Genomic DNA, 15,593 nt, shown 5'->3' on the forward strand with positions numbered 1-15,593 from the left:
ATCTTAGATCGACACCGAGTAAAAGAACACCGCAAAGGGCAGCACGGCCAGCAGTGCGTCGAGCCGGTCGAAAAAGCCACCATGGCCAGGCAGCAGCCAGCCGGAGTCCTTCACCTGAACCTGCCGCTTGAGCAAGGACTGGTGAAGGTCTGCCATGACCGCCACCGCCGTGATGAGCAGCGTGGTGCCCACCAGGTAACCCCAGCCCACATCCTCGCGCAGCATCCAGGCCCAACTGCCCGGCCAGTGTTCAGAGGCTGCGTAGACCAAGACCAGGTTGCCCACCACCGCACCCCCCACGCCGGCCCAGGTCTTGCCTGGGCTGATGCTTGGCGCAAGCTTGCGACGGCCAAAAGCCCTTCCAGAAAAATAGGCGGCGGTGTCCGCCATCCAGACCAGCAACGCAATCGAGAGCAAGAAAGCCAAGCCTTCCTGCCGGGCCAGCCAAATCGCAGACAAACAGCCCACACTCAGAAACACGGCGAGCACAAGGCCGGAGGCGCCGACCGGCGAGCGGCCCCTGCGCAAGGCCATGGGCAGCATGATCAGCCAGACCAGACACACCGGAAAGAGAACCCAGTCAAAGAGATGCCAGGGGCTAAAGAATGGATCGTTCACCAGCGGAACCGCCCAGGCCATCAGAAAGACACTGGCCGCCAGCCTCGGGCCGGTGCTGAGGCGCAATAGTCCTGTCCACTCCCAGAGGCACAGGGCGAGCACCGCCGCAGCAAAGACCACGAAGCCACTGATGGAGCTCCAGAGTGCATAGGGGACCACGAAACCCAGCAGGACTGCTGCGGTGAGAATCCTCAGTCGCATGTTCGAGCAGTCACCACTTGCTCAGAGGTGCGCCCGAAGCGGCGCTCGCGCTGCCGGTAAGACACGAAGGCGGCCTCGAGGGCTGCATCATCGAAATCGGGCCAGAGGGTGTCGGTGAAATAGAGTTCGGTGTAGGCCAGCTGCCACAGCATGAAGTTGCTCACGCGGGTCTCGCCACCCGTGCGAATGAAGAGGTCGGGCTCGGGGAGGTCTGCCAGGCAGAGGTGCGGCGTGAGCTGCTCCTCCCCGATGGGCTGCCCTGCGGCGGCCAGCGCTGGATTCAAATCGAGCATCTTGCGCACGGCACGCAGCATGTCCCAGCGGCCACCATAGTTGACGGCCACGGTGAGGCAGAGACCCGTGTTGTCTCGCGTGGCCAGCTGGGCACGCTCAATGGCCTTTTGAAGCTTGAGTGAGAATGCGGAAAGGTCGCCGATGATGCGCAGCTGCACATCATTGGACTTCAATGATTTCACCTCACGCTCGAGGGCGAGCAGAAAGAGGTTCATGAGGAAGCTGACCTCTTCCTCGGGGCGACGCCAGTTCTCGGAGCTGAAGGCAAAGACGGTGAGCGCCTTGACACCACGGCGGGCACAGCCCTCCACCACGCCACGCAGGGCCGCCACACCACGCTCGTGGCCAGCCATGCGAGGAAGGTGGCGGCCGGTGGCCCAGCGGCCGTTTCCGTCCATGATGACCGCGACATGCTGCGGCACCTCGTGGACCTGAGGCACGAGCAAGGTCGAACTCTGCTGGACGGGCTTGGACGACTTTGGCATCAGACCGTCATGATCTCTGACTCTTTCTGAGCCAGCGCCTTGTCGATGTCGGCCACAAAGCGGTCGGTGAGCTTTTGAATGTCGTCCTGGGCCCGGCGCTCATCATCCTCTGAGATGAGCTTGTCCTTGACCAGCTTCTTGAGCTGCTCGTTCGCATCGCGACGAATGTTGCGAATGGCGATCTTGCTGTCCTCGCCATCGGACTTCACAACCTTGGTGAGCTCACGACGACGCTCTTCGGTGAGGGCCGGCATGGGAACCCGAATGGAGTCTCCGCTGCTTGCAGGGTTGAGGCCGAGGTCGGAATCGCGAATGGCCTTCTCAACGGGGCCCACCATCTTCTTCTCGTAGGGGTTCACGCCGATGGTGCGGGCGTCCATGAGGGTGAGGTTGGCGACCTGTGAGAGCGGCGTCGGGTTGCCGTAGTAATCGACCATGATGCCCTCGAGCAGCCCCGTGTGGGCGCGGCCGGTTCGCACCTTCGCCAGACCCGACCTCAGGGTCTCGAAGGTCTTGACCATCTTTTGTTCCGTGGATTGTCGAACCTCTTGAATGCTCACCGATGCTCTCCTTCCAGATGAGAAAGATTAGACATGGACAAGGGTGCCTTCCTGCTCGCCGCGAACGGCGGCCAGCAGGGCACCAGGCTTGAATATGCTCAGCACCCGAATCGGCAGGCGCTGGTCTCGACAGAGCGCGAAGGCAGTGGCGTCCATGACCTTCAGATCTTTGGAGATGGCCTCATTGAAGGTGAGGCTTGCATACCGAGTGGCGCTTGGGTCTCGGGCCGGATCGGCACTGTAGATGCCATCGACCTTGGTGGCCTTGAGCACGACCTCTGCACCAATCTCGGCACCCCGAAGGGCCGCAGCCGTGTCGGTGGTGAAAAAGGGGTTCCCCGTGCCGGCGGCAAAGACCACCACCTTGCCCTCTTCGAGGTAGCGGATGGCCTTGGGGCGAATGTAGGGCTCCACGACCTGGTCGATTCGGAGGGCCGACTGCACCCGAGCCTCCAGGCCATGCTGCCGCATGGCATCTTGCAGGGCCAATGCATTCATGACCGTGGCAATCATGCCCATGTAGTCGGCCGTGGCGCGGTCCATGCCTTCCGCGCCCAGCGCCACGCCACGAAAAATATTGCCACCGCCAATCACCACCGCGAGCTCCACGCCCGAGGCCACCACCTGCGAGACCTCGGCCACGATGCCATCGATGGTGGCCTTGTTGATGCCATAAGCATCGGAGCCCATGAGGGCCTCCCCAGAGAGCTTCAACAAGACGCGGCGATAGGCCATTAGCCGCCCCGGGCCGCAGCCTGCTGGGCAGCCACCTCGGCTGCGAAGTCGGTGACCTTCTTCTCGATGCCATCGCCCACGATGTACAGCGTGAAGCTGGCGATGCTTGCATTCTTGCTTTTGAGAAGCTGCTCGATGGTCTGCTTGCCATCTTCAGCCTTCACGAAGACCTGGCCCAACAAGGTGACCTCTTTCAGAAACTTGGCCACGGCACCTTCGACCATCTTGCTCACGATCTCGGCCGGCTTGCCGGACTCTGCAGCCTTCTCGGTGGCCACACGACGCTCGGCGTCGATGAGCGCCTGATCGACCCCAGAGGAATCCAGCGACTTGGGCTTGGAGGCCGCAATGTGCATGGCCAGGTCGCGGCCCAGCTGGGCATCGCCACCGACCAGGTCGAGCAGGACGCCGATCTTGGCGCCACCGTGAATGTAGGCATGCAACTGGCCCTTTGCTTGCACCCGCTTGAAGCGGCGAATCGAGAGGTTCTCACCAATCTTGCCCACCAGCGCGGTTCGAACTGACTCGACCGTGCCATCGCCCAGGGGAAGACCCGCCAGACCGGCCGGATCGCTGGCCTGGCCAGACCGGGCCATGGCCGCCACGTTCGATGCGAAGGCGAGGAAGTCATCGTTCTTGGCCACGAAATCGGTTTCGCAGTTGAGCTCCAAAATGGCGCCCTGCTGGCCTTCGATGGAAATGGCCACCACGCCCTCCGCGGTCACGCGAGAGGCTGCCTTGCTGGCCTTCGAGCCCAGGCGAACCCGAAGAATCTCCTCGGCCTTGTCGAGATCGCCGTTGGCCTCCGTGAGGGCCTTCTTGCACTCCATCATGGGCGCATCGGTCTTCTCTCGAAGCTCTTTGACCATTCCCGCTGTGATCTCTGCCATCTCTTTACTCTCCGCAACAATCGTTAAAAAAAAGGGGCCCGAAAGCCCCCATGGAACAGGCGGCTGGCCTCAGCTCGCCTGCCCTTCACTGAGTTCCACAAATTCCTCGGACGCCTGGACGGCGGCCACCACATCGGCCACGGCCTCGTGCCGGCCCTCGAGAATGGCATCGGCCACACCGCGGGCGTAGAGGCGAACGGCTCGGCTGGCGTCGTCGTTGCCGGGAATGACGTAGTCCACGCCTTCGGGGGAGTGGTTGGTGTCGACCACCGCCACCACCGGTATGCCCAGCTTGTTTGCCTCCTGCAGGGCAATCTTGTGATAGCCCACATCGACGATGAACATGGCATCGGGCAGGCCGGACATGTCCTTGATGCCGCCGAGTGTCTTGTTGAGCTTGTCGAGTTCTCGACCAAAAGAGAGCGCCTCTTTCTTGGACATGCGCTCGAGTCCGCCTTCGGCCATGAGGGCTTCCATGTCCTTGAGGCGCTTGATCGAGGTCTTGACCGTTTTAAAGTTGGTGAGCATGCCACCAAGCCAGCGCTGGTCGACATAGGGCATGCCGGCGCGGGTGGCCTCTTCTTGAATGATCTCGCGGGAGGCCCGCTTCGTGCCCACGAACATGATCGTGCCGCGGCGTGAAGACAGTTGCTTCACGAACTTGAGGGCATCGGCCATGTTGGCCACGGTGCTCTCGAGGTTGATGATGTGGATTTTGTTGCGATGGCCGAAAATATAAGGGGCCATGCGGGGATTCCAGAACCGAGTCTGGTGGCCAAAATGGACACCAGCTTCCAACATTTCACGCATTGAAACAGACATAATCGCTCCAGCAAGGGTTAAGGGTTGACGGACTGGCTCGGTCTAGACACACAATGCTGCCAAGACACCCTTGCGCTCGCCCGCCTCGTGGCCCGGCAAAGGGCCACATGGATTAAGGAAAAACACGGTATTTTAACAAGTTATGGCAGTTTCTATCAAATCACCTCAAGACATCGAAGGCATGCGCCTTGCCGGGCGTCTGGCCTCTGAAGTCTTGGACTTCATCACGCCACATGTGCGGCCCGGCGTGACCACCGAAGAGCTCGATCGACTCTGCCATGACCACATGGTGTCCGTGCAAGGCACCATCCCCGCTCCGCTCAATTACTGCCCTCCAGGTTACTCGCCCTACCCCAAGTCCATCTGCACCTCGGTGAACCATCAGGTCTGCCATGGGGTGCCAGGCCCCAAGGTCTTGAAGGCCGGCGATGTCGTCAACATCGACATCACCGTCATCAAAGACGGTTACCACGGGGACACCAGCCGGATGTTTTACGTGGGGCAGCCCTCCGTGGCTGCGCGCCGCCTGAGCGAAGTGACCCATGCGGCCATGTGGATGGGCATTGAACAGGTGGCGCCTGGAAAATCGCTCGGCGACATCGGCCATGCCATCCAGCGCCATGCCGAAAGCCACGGCTTCTCGATTGTTCGAGAGTTCTGTGGCCACGGCATTGGCAAGGTCTTTCATGAGGACCCCCAGGTCTTGCACTACGGCCGACCCGGCACGGGGCTGCGCCTCTCGCCCGGCATGACATTCACCATCGAGCCCATGATCAATGCCGGGCGGCCCGAGATTCGCGAACTCTCCGATGGCTGGACCATTGTCACCAAAGACCACAGCCTATCGGCCCAGTGGGAGCACACGGTGCTGGTCACGGCCGACGGCTTTGAGGTGCTGACACTCTCCGAGGGCAGCCCCGACTGGGGACGCGCCCATGGCCGCCAGACCACTGAGCCGATCAGCGGCTGAGGCCAGCGCGCCCATCACAGCGGCCAGCGCCAAGGCCGCTGTGGCTGCTGCAAGACAACGCAACGCAGACGGTTGGGCTGCCAAGGGTCGGCCCATGGCACTCATGCGTCAGTTGGCCAGTGAGATCGACCACATCATCCTGGCACTCTGGTCGGATGCCAGCATGCGGGGCGCAAGCCTTCTGGCGGTGGGCGGCTATGGCCGCGGCGAGTTGGCGCCCTTCTCCGACATCGATCTGCTTGTATTGCTCGACGACCACACCGAGGCAGCCACCATCGAGGGGCCACTCTCCAAGTTCCTCACAAGCCTTTGGGACAGCGGCCTGGATGCAGGACACAGCCTTCGCAGCCTGGAAGACTGTGCCGTTCAGGCCTCGCAAGACCTCACCGTGGCCACAGCCCTCCTCGAGTCGCGGCTGATCAGTGGACGGCCTGAGATGCTCGAGCGGCTTCGGGCCCAGTGGCGAGGCGGTGTGGATCGGCATCGGTTCTCCGAGGGCAAGCTGCTGGAGATGCGCCAGCGGCACATCCGATTCCAAGACACCCCCTACGCCCTTGAGCCCAATGTCAAAGAAAGCCCCGGTGGACTTCGCGACCTGCAGGTGATCTCCTGGGTTGCCTCGGCCCATGGCCTTGGCAGGGGCTGGGGTGAACTCGCGCAGGCCGGGCTCATCACGGCGCATGAGGCCAGCCAGCTTCAGCAGCAGGAGCAGGTGCTGCTCACCGTGCGGGCCCAGCTCCACCTGGCCGCCGGCCGTCGGGAGGACCGACTGGTCTTCGACCTACAAACATTGGTGGCCGAGCGCATGGGCTTTGAAGCCGCTGCCGGCAAACGAAAGAGCGAGGCCTTGATGCAGCGGTATTACCGCGCAGCCAAGCTTGTGCGCCAGGTGACCTCCATGCTGCTGGCCAACCTGGAGCCCCGAATGGTTCGGCCTGAGTCGGGCCAGCTCGACGTGCCAGCCCAACCAAGGCCACTCGATGACGACTTCTTTGAGATCCGTGGCCTCATCGACATCCACGACGAGGCCCTCTTCACGCGCCGCCCGACCGCAATCCTTGAGGCCTTCGTCTGGCTGTGCAGCTCCTCGAGCCGGCGCGGCATGACGGCCCGAACCCTGCGTGCCCTCTGGAACGCCCGAGACCAGGTCAACCGGGGCTTCCGTGAGCAGCCTGCCCACCGGGCCTTGTTCCTCGAGATTCTCAAATCACCGCGGGGCATCGTGCATGCATTGCGGACCATGAACGACCTCGGCATCCTGGGCCGCCTCCTGCCGGTCTTTCGGCGGATCGTGGGTCAGATGCAGCACGACCTCTTCCATGTCTACACCGTCGACCAGCACATCCTGCAGGTGATTCGAAACCTTCGTCGATTCACCATGCCCGAGCATGCCCACGAGTTTCCATCGCTCACCGCGCTCATGTCAGGCTTTCAAGAGCCCTGGCGACTCTACCTGGCCGCCCTCTTCCACGACATTGCCAAAGGCCGCGGCGGGGACCACTCCGAGCTCGGCGAGGCCGAGGTGCGCCGATTCTGTCGGCAGTACGGGCTCGACCAGTCCACGGCCGACCTGCTCGCATTCCTGGTTCGACATCACCTCACGATGTCCTCCGTGGCCCAGAAGGAAGACCTCGCAGACCCCGAGGTGATCCGCCGTTTCGCCACCACCGTGGGCAGCGTCCATCGACTGCAGGCGCTGTATTTGCTCACGGTTGCAGACATCCGGGGCACCAGCCCAAAGGTCTGGAACAACTGGAAGGCCAAGCTGCTCGACGACCTCTTCAAGCAGACCCAGGCACTGCTGCTGCAGGCCGAGCCAGGCGGGGCCGCTGCAGTGCTGCCCGAGGACCAGACCCAGGCCAAACGTTCACAGGCCGAGCGCATCCTCATGCTCCATGCCCAAGACCTCGACCTCACTCGGCAGTTCTGGAATGGCCTGGACCTTCAATACTTCATGGCCCACTCGGCATCCGACATCGCCTGGCATGCGCGAGCACTCGCGCGCCGTGCGCCCCAGCAGCCGACTGCGTTGGTGGTCTCGGCCCGGCAGTCCGAGGACACCGATGCCATTCAGGTGCTGGTCTACCAGCGCGATGAGCCCGCCCTCTTTGCCCGCATCACCGAATACCTCGATCGGCATGCCCTCCCGATTCTCGATGCGCGCATCTACACGACCCGTGGCGGGCATGTCCTCGATTCATTCTTGATTGACAGCAGCGGACTGGATGGCCACGAGCGGACCATGCTGAGCCTCATCGAGGCCGGCCTCTCCGAACATCTCACCCGCCGTGCCCCACTCGGGCCCCCCTCCGAAGGCCGGCGGTCTCGACTCTCCAAGCACTTTCCAGTGCACACCCAAGTCTCCATTTCGGGAGACGACGCGAGCCGCTACCTCACCCTGTCGATCACGACCACGGACCGCCCTGGCCTGCTCTATCGAATTGCAAGAACGCTCACGGATCACCAGGTCGAGTTGCGCTCAGCCCGCATCACGACCCTGGGCGAGCGGGTGGAGGACACTTTCTTGGTCACACCACAGAATCTGTCGACAGAGCGCGAACGCGTGGCACTCGAGGCGGCCCTGCTCCGCCTGCTCGAAGGCCAACGCCCCTAGAGCGACTCGCGCAGCCAGGCCTCGAACTGCGGGCCCTCCTCGACATGTCGCCGGGCCAGGGTGACAGTGGCCCGAAGGTAGCCCTGCTTGGAGCCACAGTCGAAACGGGTGCCATTGAATCGATAGGCCAAGACAGGCTCGTCGGTCAGGAGCTTCTGAATGGCATCGGTGAGCTGAATTTCGCCTCCCGCCCCGGGTGCCTGCTCGGCAAGAATGCCGAAAATGCGCGGCGTCAACAGATAGCGCCCCACCACGGCCAGGGTGGAGGGTGCGACATCGGGATGCGGCTTCTCGACAATGTCCGTAAGCCGCTCGGTGTTTCGACCCCAGGCCGAGCTCGCCACGATGCCGTAGCGGGAGGTGTCCTGGCGGGGAACATCCTGGACGGCCACAATGCTGGCACGATGCTCCTCGTAGAGTGCCGTCATCTGGGCCATCACCGGCTGGCCCGCCTCACCCACATCCATGAGGTCGTCGGCCAGAATGACCGCAAAGGGCTCATCGCCCACCACGGGCCGGGCACACAGCACCGCATGGCCGAGTCCCAGGGCCTCGGGCTGACGAATGTAGATGCAATTGATGGTGGGGGGCGCCACGCTTCGAACCACCTCGAGCAGGGCCGCCTTGCCCTTGGCCTCCAGCTCTGCCTCGAGCTCATAGGCCTTGTCGAAGTGGTCCTCAATGGCCCGTTTGGATCGGCCCGTGATGAAGACCATCTCGGTGATGCCCGCCGCCGCAGCCTCCTCCACAGCGTACTGAATGAGTGGCTTGTCGACCACGGGCAGCATCTCCTTGGGACTCGCCTTCGTGGCCGGCAGGAAGCGGGTGCCAAGCCCAGCCACCGGAAACACGGCCTTGCGAACCAGGGCCGGTTGTTGTTTTGTCATGTGTACTCCTTGAGCAGTGATTCGAATTCCTCTCCGGCCATGACCCTCACACCCAGTGCGGTTGCCTTCTCGAGCTTGCTGCCGGCTGCCTCGCCGGCCACCACCAGACTGGTCTTTGAGGAGACCGAGCCGACCACCTTACCACCCAGCCGAATCACGCCATTGCTCGCCTCATCACGTGAGAGCGTGGGCAGGGTGCCCGTGAGCACCACCGTCATGCCCTGAAACGGCTGGCCAGCCACGGCCGTGGCAGTGGCCTCATCGGGCAGCAGCCGAACCGAGGTTAAGAGGCGCTCAAGCATGGCCTGCTCCGCAGGCGACCTGAAGAAGGCATGCACCGCCTCGGCCACGACCGGGCCCACATCGGGCGCCGACTGCAGCGCCTCCATGCTCGCCTGCGAGAGGGCCGACAGCGTTCCAAAGGCCAGCGAGAGGTCCATCGCAGTTCGCTCACCCACGTGACGAATGCCCAGCGCAAACAGGAACCGAGAGAGCAAGGCCTCACGGGTGCGGTCGATGGCCTCCAGCAGGTTGCGGGCAGACTTCTCACCCATGCGATCAAGGCCGATGAGGTCCTCAAACCGAAGCTCATACAGGTCTGGCAGGCTCCGCACCAGGCCAGCATCGAAGAGCTGATCAATGAGCTTCTCACCGAGACCCTCGATGTCCATGGCCCGACGGCTCACGAAATGCTGCACGGCCTCCCGTTGCTGGGCCGGGCAGGTCTGCCGAGACGGACACCGGACCACTGCCTCCCCTGAGACTTGTTCCAAAGGCCCCTGGCACGACGGGCAATGGGACGGAAACTGAAACGGCTGAAGGCCCTCGGTCCGCCGCGAGAGCACCGGGCCCACCACCTCGGGAATGACATCGCCGGCCCGGCGCACCCAGACCACATCGCCCTCCCGAATGTCTTTTCTCGCGATCTCCCCCGCATTGTGCAAAGTGGCATTGCTCACCGACACGCCGCCCACCAGCACAGGCTCTAGACGCGCCACCGGCGTGAGTGCACCGGTCCGACCGACCTGCACCTCGATGGCGAGCAGCCGTGTCGTGACCTCCTGGGCGGGAAACTTATAAGCGGTAGCGAAGCGGGGTGCACGCGACACAAAGCCAGCCATCCGCTGGGCCACCACCGACTCTAGCTTGACCACGGCCCCATCAATCTCAAAGTCCAGGGATGCGCGATCGGACTCGAGACCTGCCAAAAACTGCAGCACGTCCTGGAGGCTCGCCTGCCGCACGCGCCGATCCGCAATGGGAATGCCCCAGCCCTGCAGTTGAAGCATCCAGTCCGAGTGATTGCTGGGGTCTGTCTCTGCGGCAGTCCACTCACCCAGGCCATAGGCCATGAAGCTCAGCGGACGTGCGGCGGTGATCGCGGGGTCGAGCTGGCGAAGGCTGCCTGCGGCCGCATTGCGCGGGTTCGCGAAGAGCTTCTCACCCAGCGCGAGCTGACGCGCGTTGATCTGGGTGAAGTCGGACTTGCGCATGAAGGCCTCACCGCGAACCTCGAGCACCGATGGCCAGCCTTGCCCGGCCAGCTGCTGGGGAATACAGGCCATGGTGCGAACATTGGCCGTGACGTCTTCCCCCTGCGCGCCATCGCCGCGCGTGGCGGCCTCCACCAACTGGCCCGCCTCGTAGCGAAGGCTCAGCGCCAGGCCATCAATCTTGGGCTCAACCGCATACCGCAGCGGCCGGTGCTCTGCAGACACCAACGCAGACAGGCGGGCATCAAAGCCCAGCAACGAGGCCTCATCGAACACGTTCTGCAACGACAGCATCGGCAGCCGATGGGCAACGGTTCGAAACTCCCGCCGGGCGGGGGCCCCAACACGCTCGGCGACCGATGAGATCGAACCCGACGGTGCGCCTGAGGCATTTACACCGAGCTGCGCCTCCAGGGCAGCAAGCCTGCGCACCATGGCGTCGTACTCCTGGTCGCTGATCTCTGGGTCGTCATCCTGGTGGTAGCGCAGTTGATGGCGGGCCACCTGCTCGGCCAGGCGACGTCGCTCCTCCTCGAGGGCGGCCGTCTCCGAGCCCGCAGTCATTGAAAGAGGCTCCTGGCCAATGGACCACCCGCGGGCACACCCGCCTGCAACAGCGCCTCGGCCCGCTGCCGAACCTGCTCCCGCACCAAGGCCATCGACTGCTCCGTGAGCACAAGGCCACGGTCATCGACAATGTCGGCGCCAATCGCATCGGCGAGGCTTCGCGCAGTCATCCCCATCTCCACGAAGGCCGACTCGGGGTCGTGCACGCGCGGCAAATCCAAGAGGAATGACAGCAGCAGCCCCTGGTCGGCGGGCATCGTGCTGAAGACCACCTGGCCGTCGGCATCGAGCATGGAGAAACGACCCTCACCCCGCAGGCTCAGCCCGAGCTGCTGGCAATAGGCCGAGAGGCTCTCGGCCGATGGCGGCTCGTCGGACTGCAGGTGAAACATGAGCTGACCGTCGAGGTCGAGCAGCAGCGCCTCGGCCTCGCGCGCAGGCCGAACCAGGTCTGCGAAGCTCGGCAGTGCATCGGGGGCTTGGGCAAGGCCCTCGGCCTCCCAGGCTTGGATCTGACCCACCATGGCCTCATGGTCGTCGAGCGTGAGCCCCCCTTGGCGCGTGGCCAACGGCACGACCAGGCAGCCGGAGGAGTCCGACTCCATCAGGAGCCGGGCCGGCTTGGTGCCAATGCGCGCCGGACACACGAGGCCTTTGAGGGATTGCGAGCCCATCGGCTCGAGCCAGACCGACCATTCCAGCCTCGGGTTCGGTGGCACAAACGGCGTGGGTTCCGCGCTCGGCGGCGTCTCGACGACGGGCTCTCGTCGAACGGGTGCGAGCAGGCGAAGACTGCGGCGCTCTCGCCAGTTGAAGATCAGCACGCCGGCCACCACCGCCAGACCGAGCAAGACCAACAGCCACAACACGGCTAAGCCGCCTCTTGGACCAAGGCGTTGGCGGACTCGAGGTCGACGGCCACCAGCCTTGAGACGCCCTGCTCCTGCATGGTCACGCCAACGAGATGCTCCGCCAATCCCATGGCGATCTTGTTGTGGGTGATGAAAATGAATTGGGTCACCGCCGACATTTCCTTGATCAGGCCACAGAGCCGCTCGGTATTCGGGTCATCGAGCGGTGCGTCCACCTCGTCGAGAAGGCAGAACGGTGCCGGGTTCAACTGGAACAAGGCGAAGACCAGGGCCGTGGCCGTCAGCGCCTTCTCGCCGCCCGAGAGCAGGTGAATCGTGGCGTTCTTCTTGCCCGGGGGCTGGGCCATGACCTGCACGCCGCTGTCGAGAATCTCCTCACCGGTGAGGACCAGCCTGGCCTCGCCGCCGCCAAAGAGCCGCGGGAAGAGGTCTGAGAAGTTCTGGTTCACCGTGTCGTAGGTGGACTGCAAGAGCGCCCGGCTTTCTCGGTCGATCTTGCGAATCGCATCTTCGAGTGTCTCCACGGCCGACAAGAGGTCTGCCGCCTGCGCATCGAGAAATCCCTTGCGCTCGCGCCCTTGCTCGAGCTCTTGGAGGGCGGCCAGGTTCACCGGGCCCAGGGCCTCGATCTCACGACCCAGCCGATTGATCTCGGTCTGTAGGGTGGACGGCCGTGGGAGGTCTGGCGGCGGCAGACCATTGGGCCACTGGCCCACCACAGCCTCCAGCGAAATCGACTGATCGGCCGTCTGCTGCTCGATCTGCTCGATCGTGGCCAAGGCTCCCGCACGGGATGCATCGGCCTGCGAGAGCTGATCGCGGATGGGGATGGCCTGCCGCTCGAGCGAGAGCCGGTGCTCATCGAGCTGGCGAAGGTGGTGGGCGGCCTCATCGGCCACGCGACGCGCATCCTGCAGGGCAGCCTCTCGGGCAACGCGCTCGGAGAGCTTGTGCTGAAGGGGGCTCTGGGCCAGGGCCTGCTCAGCAGCCGCCTGCTCGGCGGCCAACTGCGCCAGCCGCTCGCGCGACTCTTCCTGACGACGCGCCAGGTCTTCGAGCTGGTCTGACAGCCGATGCGTGCGTTCCTGATTGGAGCGCTCTTGAAGCCGCTGCTCCTGCAGTTCGCGCTCAACGGCCGCACAGGCCGAGCGCAGCGAGGCCACGGTCTCGGCACTGCTGGCCTGTGTGGCAACCAGTTGACTCACCTGCGCTTCCAGGCCAGCGAGCAACTCGGACGAGGCGGACCGCTCGGCCGACAATGCGCGAAGGCGCTCGGCACAGGTCTCGAGGGCCGCCTGCCGCTCGGCCACGCCTCTGGCGAGGTCTTGCTCGGCCGACTCCAGGCGGGTTTGCTTCTCCTGCAGCCGAACGGCAGCCAGTTCCAATTCATGGGCGCGCGCACGTGCACGCGTCTCTGATTCACCGGCCTGCTGTCGACCCTGACGGGCTGCAGTCAGACGGGCCTCGAGGTCTTTGAGCTGCCGGTCTGCCTCTTGAAAATGAATCTCTGCTGCGCGCTGGGCCCGCTCGAGGGAGGCCACGCGGTCTCTCAGTGCCAGCACATTCACCTGTGTGGCCGCGCTGCTGTCTCCGGATGCACCGGACAGGGTGACATGGTGGCGAGACACCTGATCGCCAGATCGGGTGACGAGGGTGAGGCCATCGGGCAGGCTCGCGCGCTGGGCCAGGGCCTCATCGAGCGACTCCGCCATGGCGAGCCCCGCCAACCAATGGCGGGCGGCCGAGGCGGCTGCATCATCGCCGAGCACCACGCTCGCCAACGGTTTCCATGGTCCAGCAGGCTGGGCTCCAGACTGGGTCCCAGTGGCAGCGGCGGGCCCTTGACCATCGACCACATGCAGACGAGCGGGCGGCTTGAGGCCAGAGAGGGCTTGTGTGCGCTTTGCATCGGGCTGCAGCAGGGCGGCGCCCAGGCGATCGGCGAGCAGACCCCCAATGGCATCCTGCCAGCCATCGGCCACACGCAGGGCAGACCACAGCCGCCCCACCTGGCCCCAGGCCTGCTGCTCGAGCCAAGGGTCGAGCTGTTCATTGGCCTCGAGCTGCCGCAACAAATCACGCTGGGCATGCCACTGCGCAGCCGCTGCATCCTGTGCTGCTCGGGCCTGCGTCCAAGCCCCCTGGGCAGCCTCGTGGGCCAGGGCTGCTGTGTCGAGCGCTGACTGATGGCTGACCACCGCCGCAGCAGCCTGCTGGGCAAGGGCCTCTGCCTCGCGCTGCTGCGCAAGAATGGAGGCCAAGGCGGTCGGGTCGAGCCGCTCCATGGAGGCCCGCTCCTGCTCCAGGCGCTCGAGTTGTGCCTGCCAGTCGGACTGCTGCCGCTGAAGTTCTTGTTGCCGGGCATCGAGGGCCCGCGCATCGGCCTGGGCGGCCGCAAGCGTGGCCCGAGCCTCGGTGAGCCGGCCCTGCATCGCATCGAGCTCCGCCTCGTCTGGTGCCAGGGCTACACGCGCTGCCTGCGCCTTGGCATCGAGCCGCTCACAGGCCGACTGACACTCGGCCAGGGCTGCCTGTGCTTGCGCAACGGCCTGTTGAATCTGTTCGGACTCCGCCAGCATGCCCTCGAGCGTGAGGGTCAGGACCTGGATGGCCGCCACCGCCTTGTCACGGCCCTGCACATGGCCGCGGTCTTCAGTCTCTTGGCGGGCAATGTCGGTGTTGATCTCATACAGGCTCGCCTGGGCGGCCTGGGAGACCGCTTGGGCAGAATCAGCCGCCTGGCGGGCCTCTTCGAGCTGCCGCTCCTGAGAGCGGACGTCTGCCTGAAGGGCTTCGAGCGACGTTAACAGCCGCTGGCGTTCGGCCTCATGGGCCTCCAGGGCCACCTTGGACTCATGCCGACGAATGGCCAGCAGCAAAGACTGTTTGCCCGAGCGCTCCTCGGTCTTCTGTTGGTAGGTCGATGCAATCTCCGCCTGCCCCTCGAGCTGCTCGAGCCGGCCTTGCAGCTCGATGCGAATGTCATCCACGCGGGAGAGATTCTCTTTGGCATCGGAGAGGCGGTGCTCGGTCTCACGGCGACGTTCGCGGTACTTGGACACGCCAGCGGCCTCCTCCAAGAACACGCGAAGCTCCTCGGGCTTGGATTCAATGACCCTGGAGATCATGCCCTGGCCGATGATGGCGTAGGCACGGGGGCCGAGGCCCGTGCCCAGGAAGACGTCGTAGACATCCTTGCGCCGAACGGCCTGGCCATTGATCTGATAGGTGGACTGACCATCACGAGACAGCACACGCTTGACCGAGAGCTCTGCGAATCGGCCCCAGGGGCCGCCCAAGCGCCCCGCGCTGTTGTCGAAGATCAGTTCAACGCTGGCCCGACCCGCCGGCTTGCGGGCACCCGAGCCATTGAAAATGACGTCTTGCATGTTCTCGCCGCGCAGCTCGGCTGCGCGAGACTCGCCCAGCACCCAACGCACGGCATCGATCACATTGGACTTGCCGCATCCATTGGGGCCGACGATGCCCACCAGTTGCCGCGAGACCTGCAGGCTGGTGGGATCGACGAAGGATTTGAAGCCGGAGAGGCGGAGTTGGGTGAGTCGCACGGATCGTTGGTAGAAG

The 15,593-nt window shown here is 64.3% G+C and carries 12 protein-coding genes; 2 read left to right on the forward strand and 10 right to left on the reverse strand.

The genetic code is table 11. From position 1 onward, the window contains the following. Positions 1-3 precede the first annotated feature (3 nt). The 6 genes from AC8GDA_RS05365 to rpsB all read right to left on the reverse strand — a co-directional run bounded on the left by AC8GDA_RS05365 (position 4) and on the right by rpsB (position 4,605). Entirely contained in the window at positions 4-819 is an 816-nt protein-coding gene (locus tag AC8GDA_RS05365; RefSeq protein ID WP_506555513.1) for a phosphatidate cytidylyltransferase, read from the reverse strand. Then, entirely contained in the window at positions 810-1,598 is a 789-nt protein-coding gene (gene uppS, locus AC8GDA_RS05370) for a polyprenyl diphosphate synthase (protein ID WP_506555514.1), read from the reverse strand. The genes AC8GDA_RS05365 and uppS overlap by 10 nt, the downstream gene beginning before the upstream one ends. After that, a complete protein-coding gene (gene frr, locus AC8GDA_RS05375; protein WP_506557203.1) occupies positions 1,598-2,119 on the reverse strand; it encodes a ribosome recycling factor in 522 nt (173 codons plus the stop codon). Before frr ends, uppS begins: the two co-directional genes overlap by 1 nt. A 66-nt stretch (positions 2,120-2,185) precedes the next feature. Further along, positions 2,186-2,893 (reverse strand): UMP kinase, encoded by a 708-nt coding sequence (gene pyrH / locus AC8GDA_RS05380; RefSeq protein WP_506555515.1) that lies wholly within the window; start codon positions 2,891-2,893, stop codon positions 2,186-2,188. Continuing rightward, positions 2,893-3,783, reverse strand: a complete 891-nt coding sequence (tsf, locus tag AC8GDA_RS05385) for a translation elongation factor Ts (protein ID WP_506555516.1) — start codon at positions 3,781-3,783, stop codon at positions 2,893-2,895. The genes pyrH and tsf overlap by 1 nt, the downstream gene beginning before the upstream one ends. A 69-nt stretch (positions 3,784-3,852) precedes the next feature. After that, positions 3,853-4,605 (reverse strand): 30S ribosomal protein S2, encoded by a 753-nt coding sequence (gene rpsB, locus AC8GDA_RS05390; protein WP_506555517.1) that lies wholly within the window; start codon positions 4,603-4,605, stop codon positions 3,853-3,855. Positions 4,606-4,747: 142 nt separating this feature from the next. Between rpsB and map the strand changes: the two genes are divergently transcribed. Continuing rightward, positions 4,748-5,575 carry a type I methionyl aminopeptidase gene (gene map, locus AC8GDA_RS05395; RefSeq protein ID WP_506555518.1) on the forward strand — a complete coding sequence of 276 codons (828 nt, stop codon included), beginning with the start codon at positions 4,748-4,750 and terminating at the stop codon, positions 5,573-5,575. Further along, entirely contained in the window at positions 5,541-8,189 is a 2,649-nt protein-coding gene (locus tag AC8GDA_RS05400; RefSeq protein WP_506555519.1) for a [protein-PII] uridylyltransferase, read from the forward strand. Before map ends, AC8GDA_RS05400 begins: the two co-directional genes overlap by 35 nt. Here AC8GDA_RS05400 and galU read toward each other — a convergent pair. Genes galU through smc form a run of 4 tightly spaced genes read right to left on the reverse strand, consistent with a single transcriptional unit; the run spans position 8,186 to position 15,577 of the window. After that, positions 8,186-9,076 carry a UTP--glucose-1-phosphate uridylyltransferase GalU gene (galU, locus tag AC8GDA_RS05405; RefSeq protein ID WP_506555520.1) on the reverse strand — a complete coding sequence of 297 codons (891 nt, stop codon included), beginning with the start codon at positions 9,074-9,076 and terminating at the stop codon, positions 8,186-8,188. The genes AC8GDA_RS05400 and galU overlap by 4 nt on opposite strands. Then, a complete protein-coding gene (ligA, locus tag AC8GDA_RS05410; RefSeq protein WP_506555521.1) occupies positions 9,073-11,133 on the reverse strand; it encodes an NAD-dependent DNA ligase LigA in 2,061 nt (686 codons plus the stop codon). The genes galU and ligA overlap by 4 nt, the downstream gene beginning before the upstream one ends. Further along, on the reverse strand, positions 11,130-12,005 hold the full coding sequence (locus tag AC8GDA_RS05415) for a cell division protein ZipA C-terminal FtsZ-binding domain-containing protein (RefSeq protein WP_506555522.1): 876 nt from the start codon (positions 12,003-12,005) through the stop codon (positions 11,130-11,132). Before AC8GDA_RS05415 ends, ligA begins: the two co-directional genes overlap by 4 nt. A 2-nt stretch (positions 12,006-12,007) precedes the next feature. Then, complete coding sequence (gene smc / locus AC8GDA_RS05420; RefSeq protein ID WP_506555523.1) at positions 12,008-15,577, reverse strand: chromosome segregation protein SMC; 3,570 nt, start codon at positions 15,575-15,577, stop codon at positions 12,008-12,010. Between the last annotated feature and the right edge of the window lie 16 nt (positions 15,578-15,593).

The sequence above is a fragment of the Hahnella aquatica (SeqCode) genome (assembly GCF_965194505.1).
Lineage (GTDB): Bacteria > Pseudomonadota > Gammaproteobacteria > Burkholderiales > Burkholderiaceae_A > Hahnella > Hahnella aquatica.

What these genes read in the sequence shown, in the direction of transcription:
- uppS (WP_506555514.1), bottom strand. Translation starts at nt 1,598, where the DNA reads ATGCCAAAGTCGTCCAAGCCCGTCCAGCAGAGTTCGACCTTGCTCGTG.
- galU (WP_506555520.1), bottom strand. Translation starts at nt 9,076, where the DNA reads ATGACAAAACAACAACCGGCCCTGGTTCGCAAGGCCGTGTTTCCGGTG.
- AC8GDA_RS05400 (WP_506555519.1), top strand. Translation starts at nt 5,541, where the DNA reads ATGGCCGCCAGACCACTGAGCCGATCAGCGGCTGAGGCCAGCGCGCCC.
- AC8GDA_RS05365 (WP_506555513.1), bottom strand. Translation starts at nt 819, where the DNA reads ATGCGACTGAGGATTCTCACCGCAGCAGTCCTGCTGGGTTTCGTGGTC.
- map (WP_506555518.1), top strand. Translation starts at nt 4,748, where the DNA reads ATGGCAGTTTCTATCAAATCACCTCAAGACATCGAAGGCATGCGCCTT.
- ligA (WP_506555521.1), bottom strand. Translation starts at nt 11,133, where the DNA reads ATGACTGCGGGCTCGGAGACGGCCGCCCTCGAGGAGGAGCGACGTCGC.
- frr (WP_506557203.1), bottom strand. Translation starts at nt 2,119, where the DNA reads ATGGTCAAGACCTTCGAGACCCTGAGGTCGGGTCTGGCGAAGGTGCGA.
- pyrH (WP_506555515.1), bottom strand. Translation starts at nt 2,893, where the DNA reads ATGGCCTATCGCCGCGTCTTGTTGAAGCTCTCTGGGGAGGCCCTCATG.
- tsf (WP_506555516.1), bottom strand. Translation starts at nt 3,783, where the DNA reads ATGGCAGAGATCACAGCGGGAATGGTCAAAGAGCTTCGAGAGAAGACC.
- rpsB (WP_506555517.1), bottom strand. Translation starts at nt 4,605, where the DNA reads ATGTCTGTTTCAATGCGTGAAATGTTGGAAGCTGGTGTCCATTTTGGC.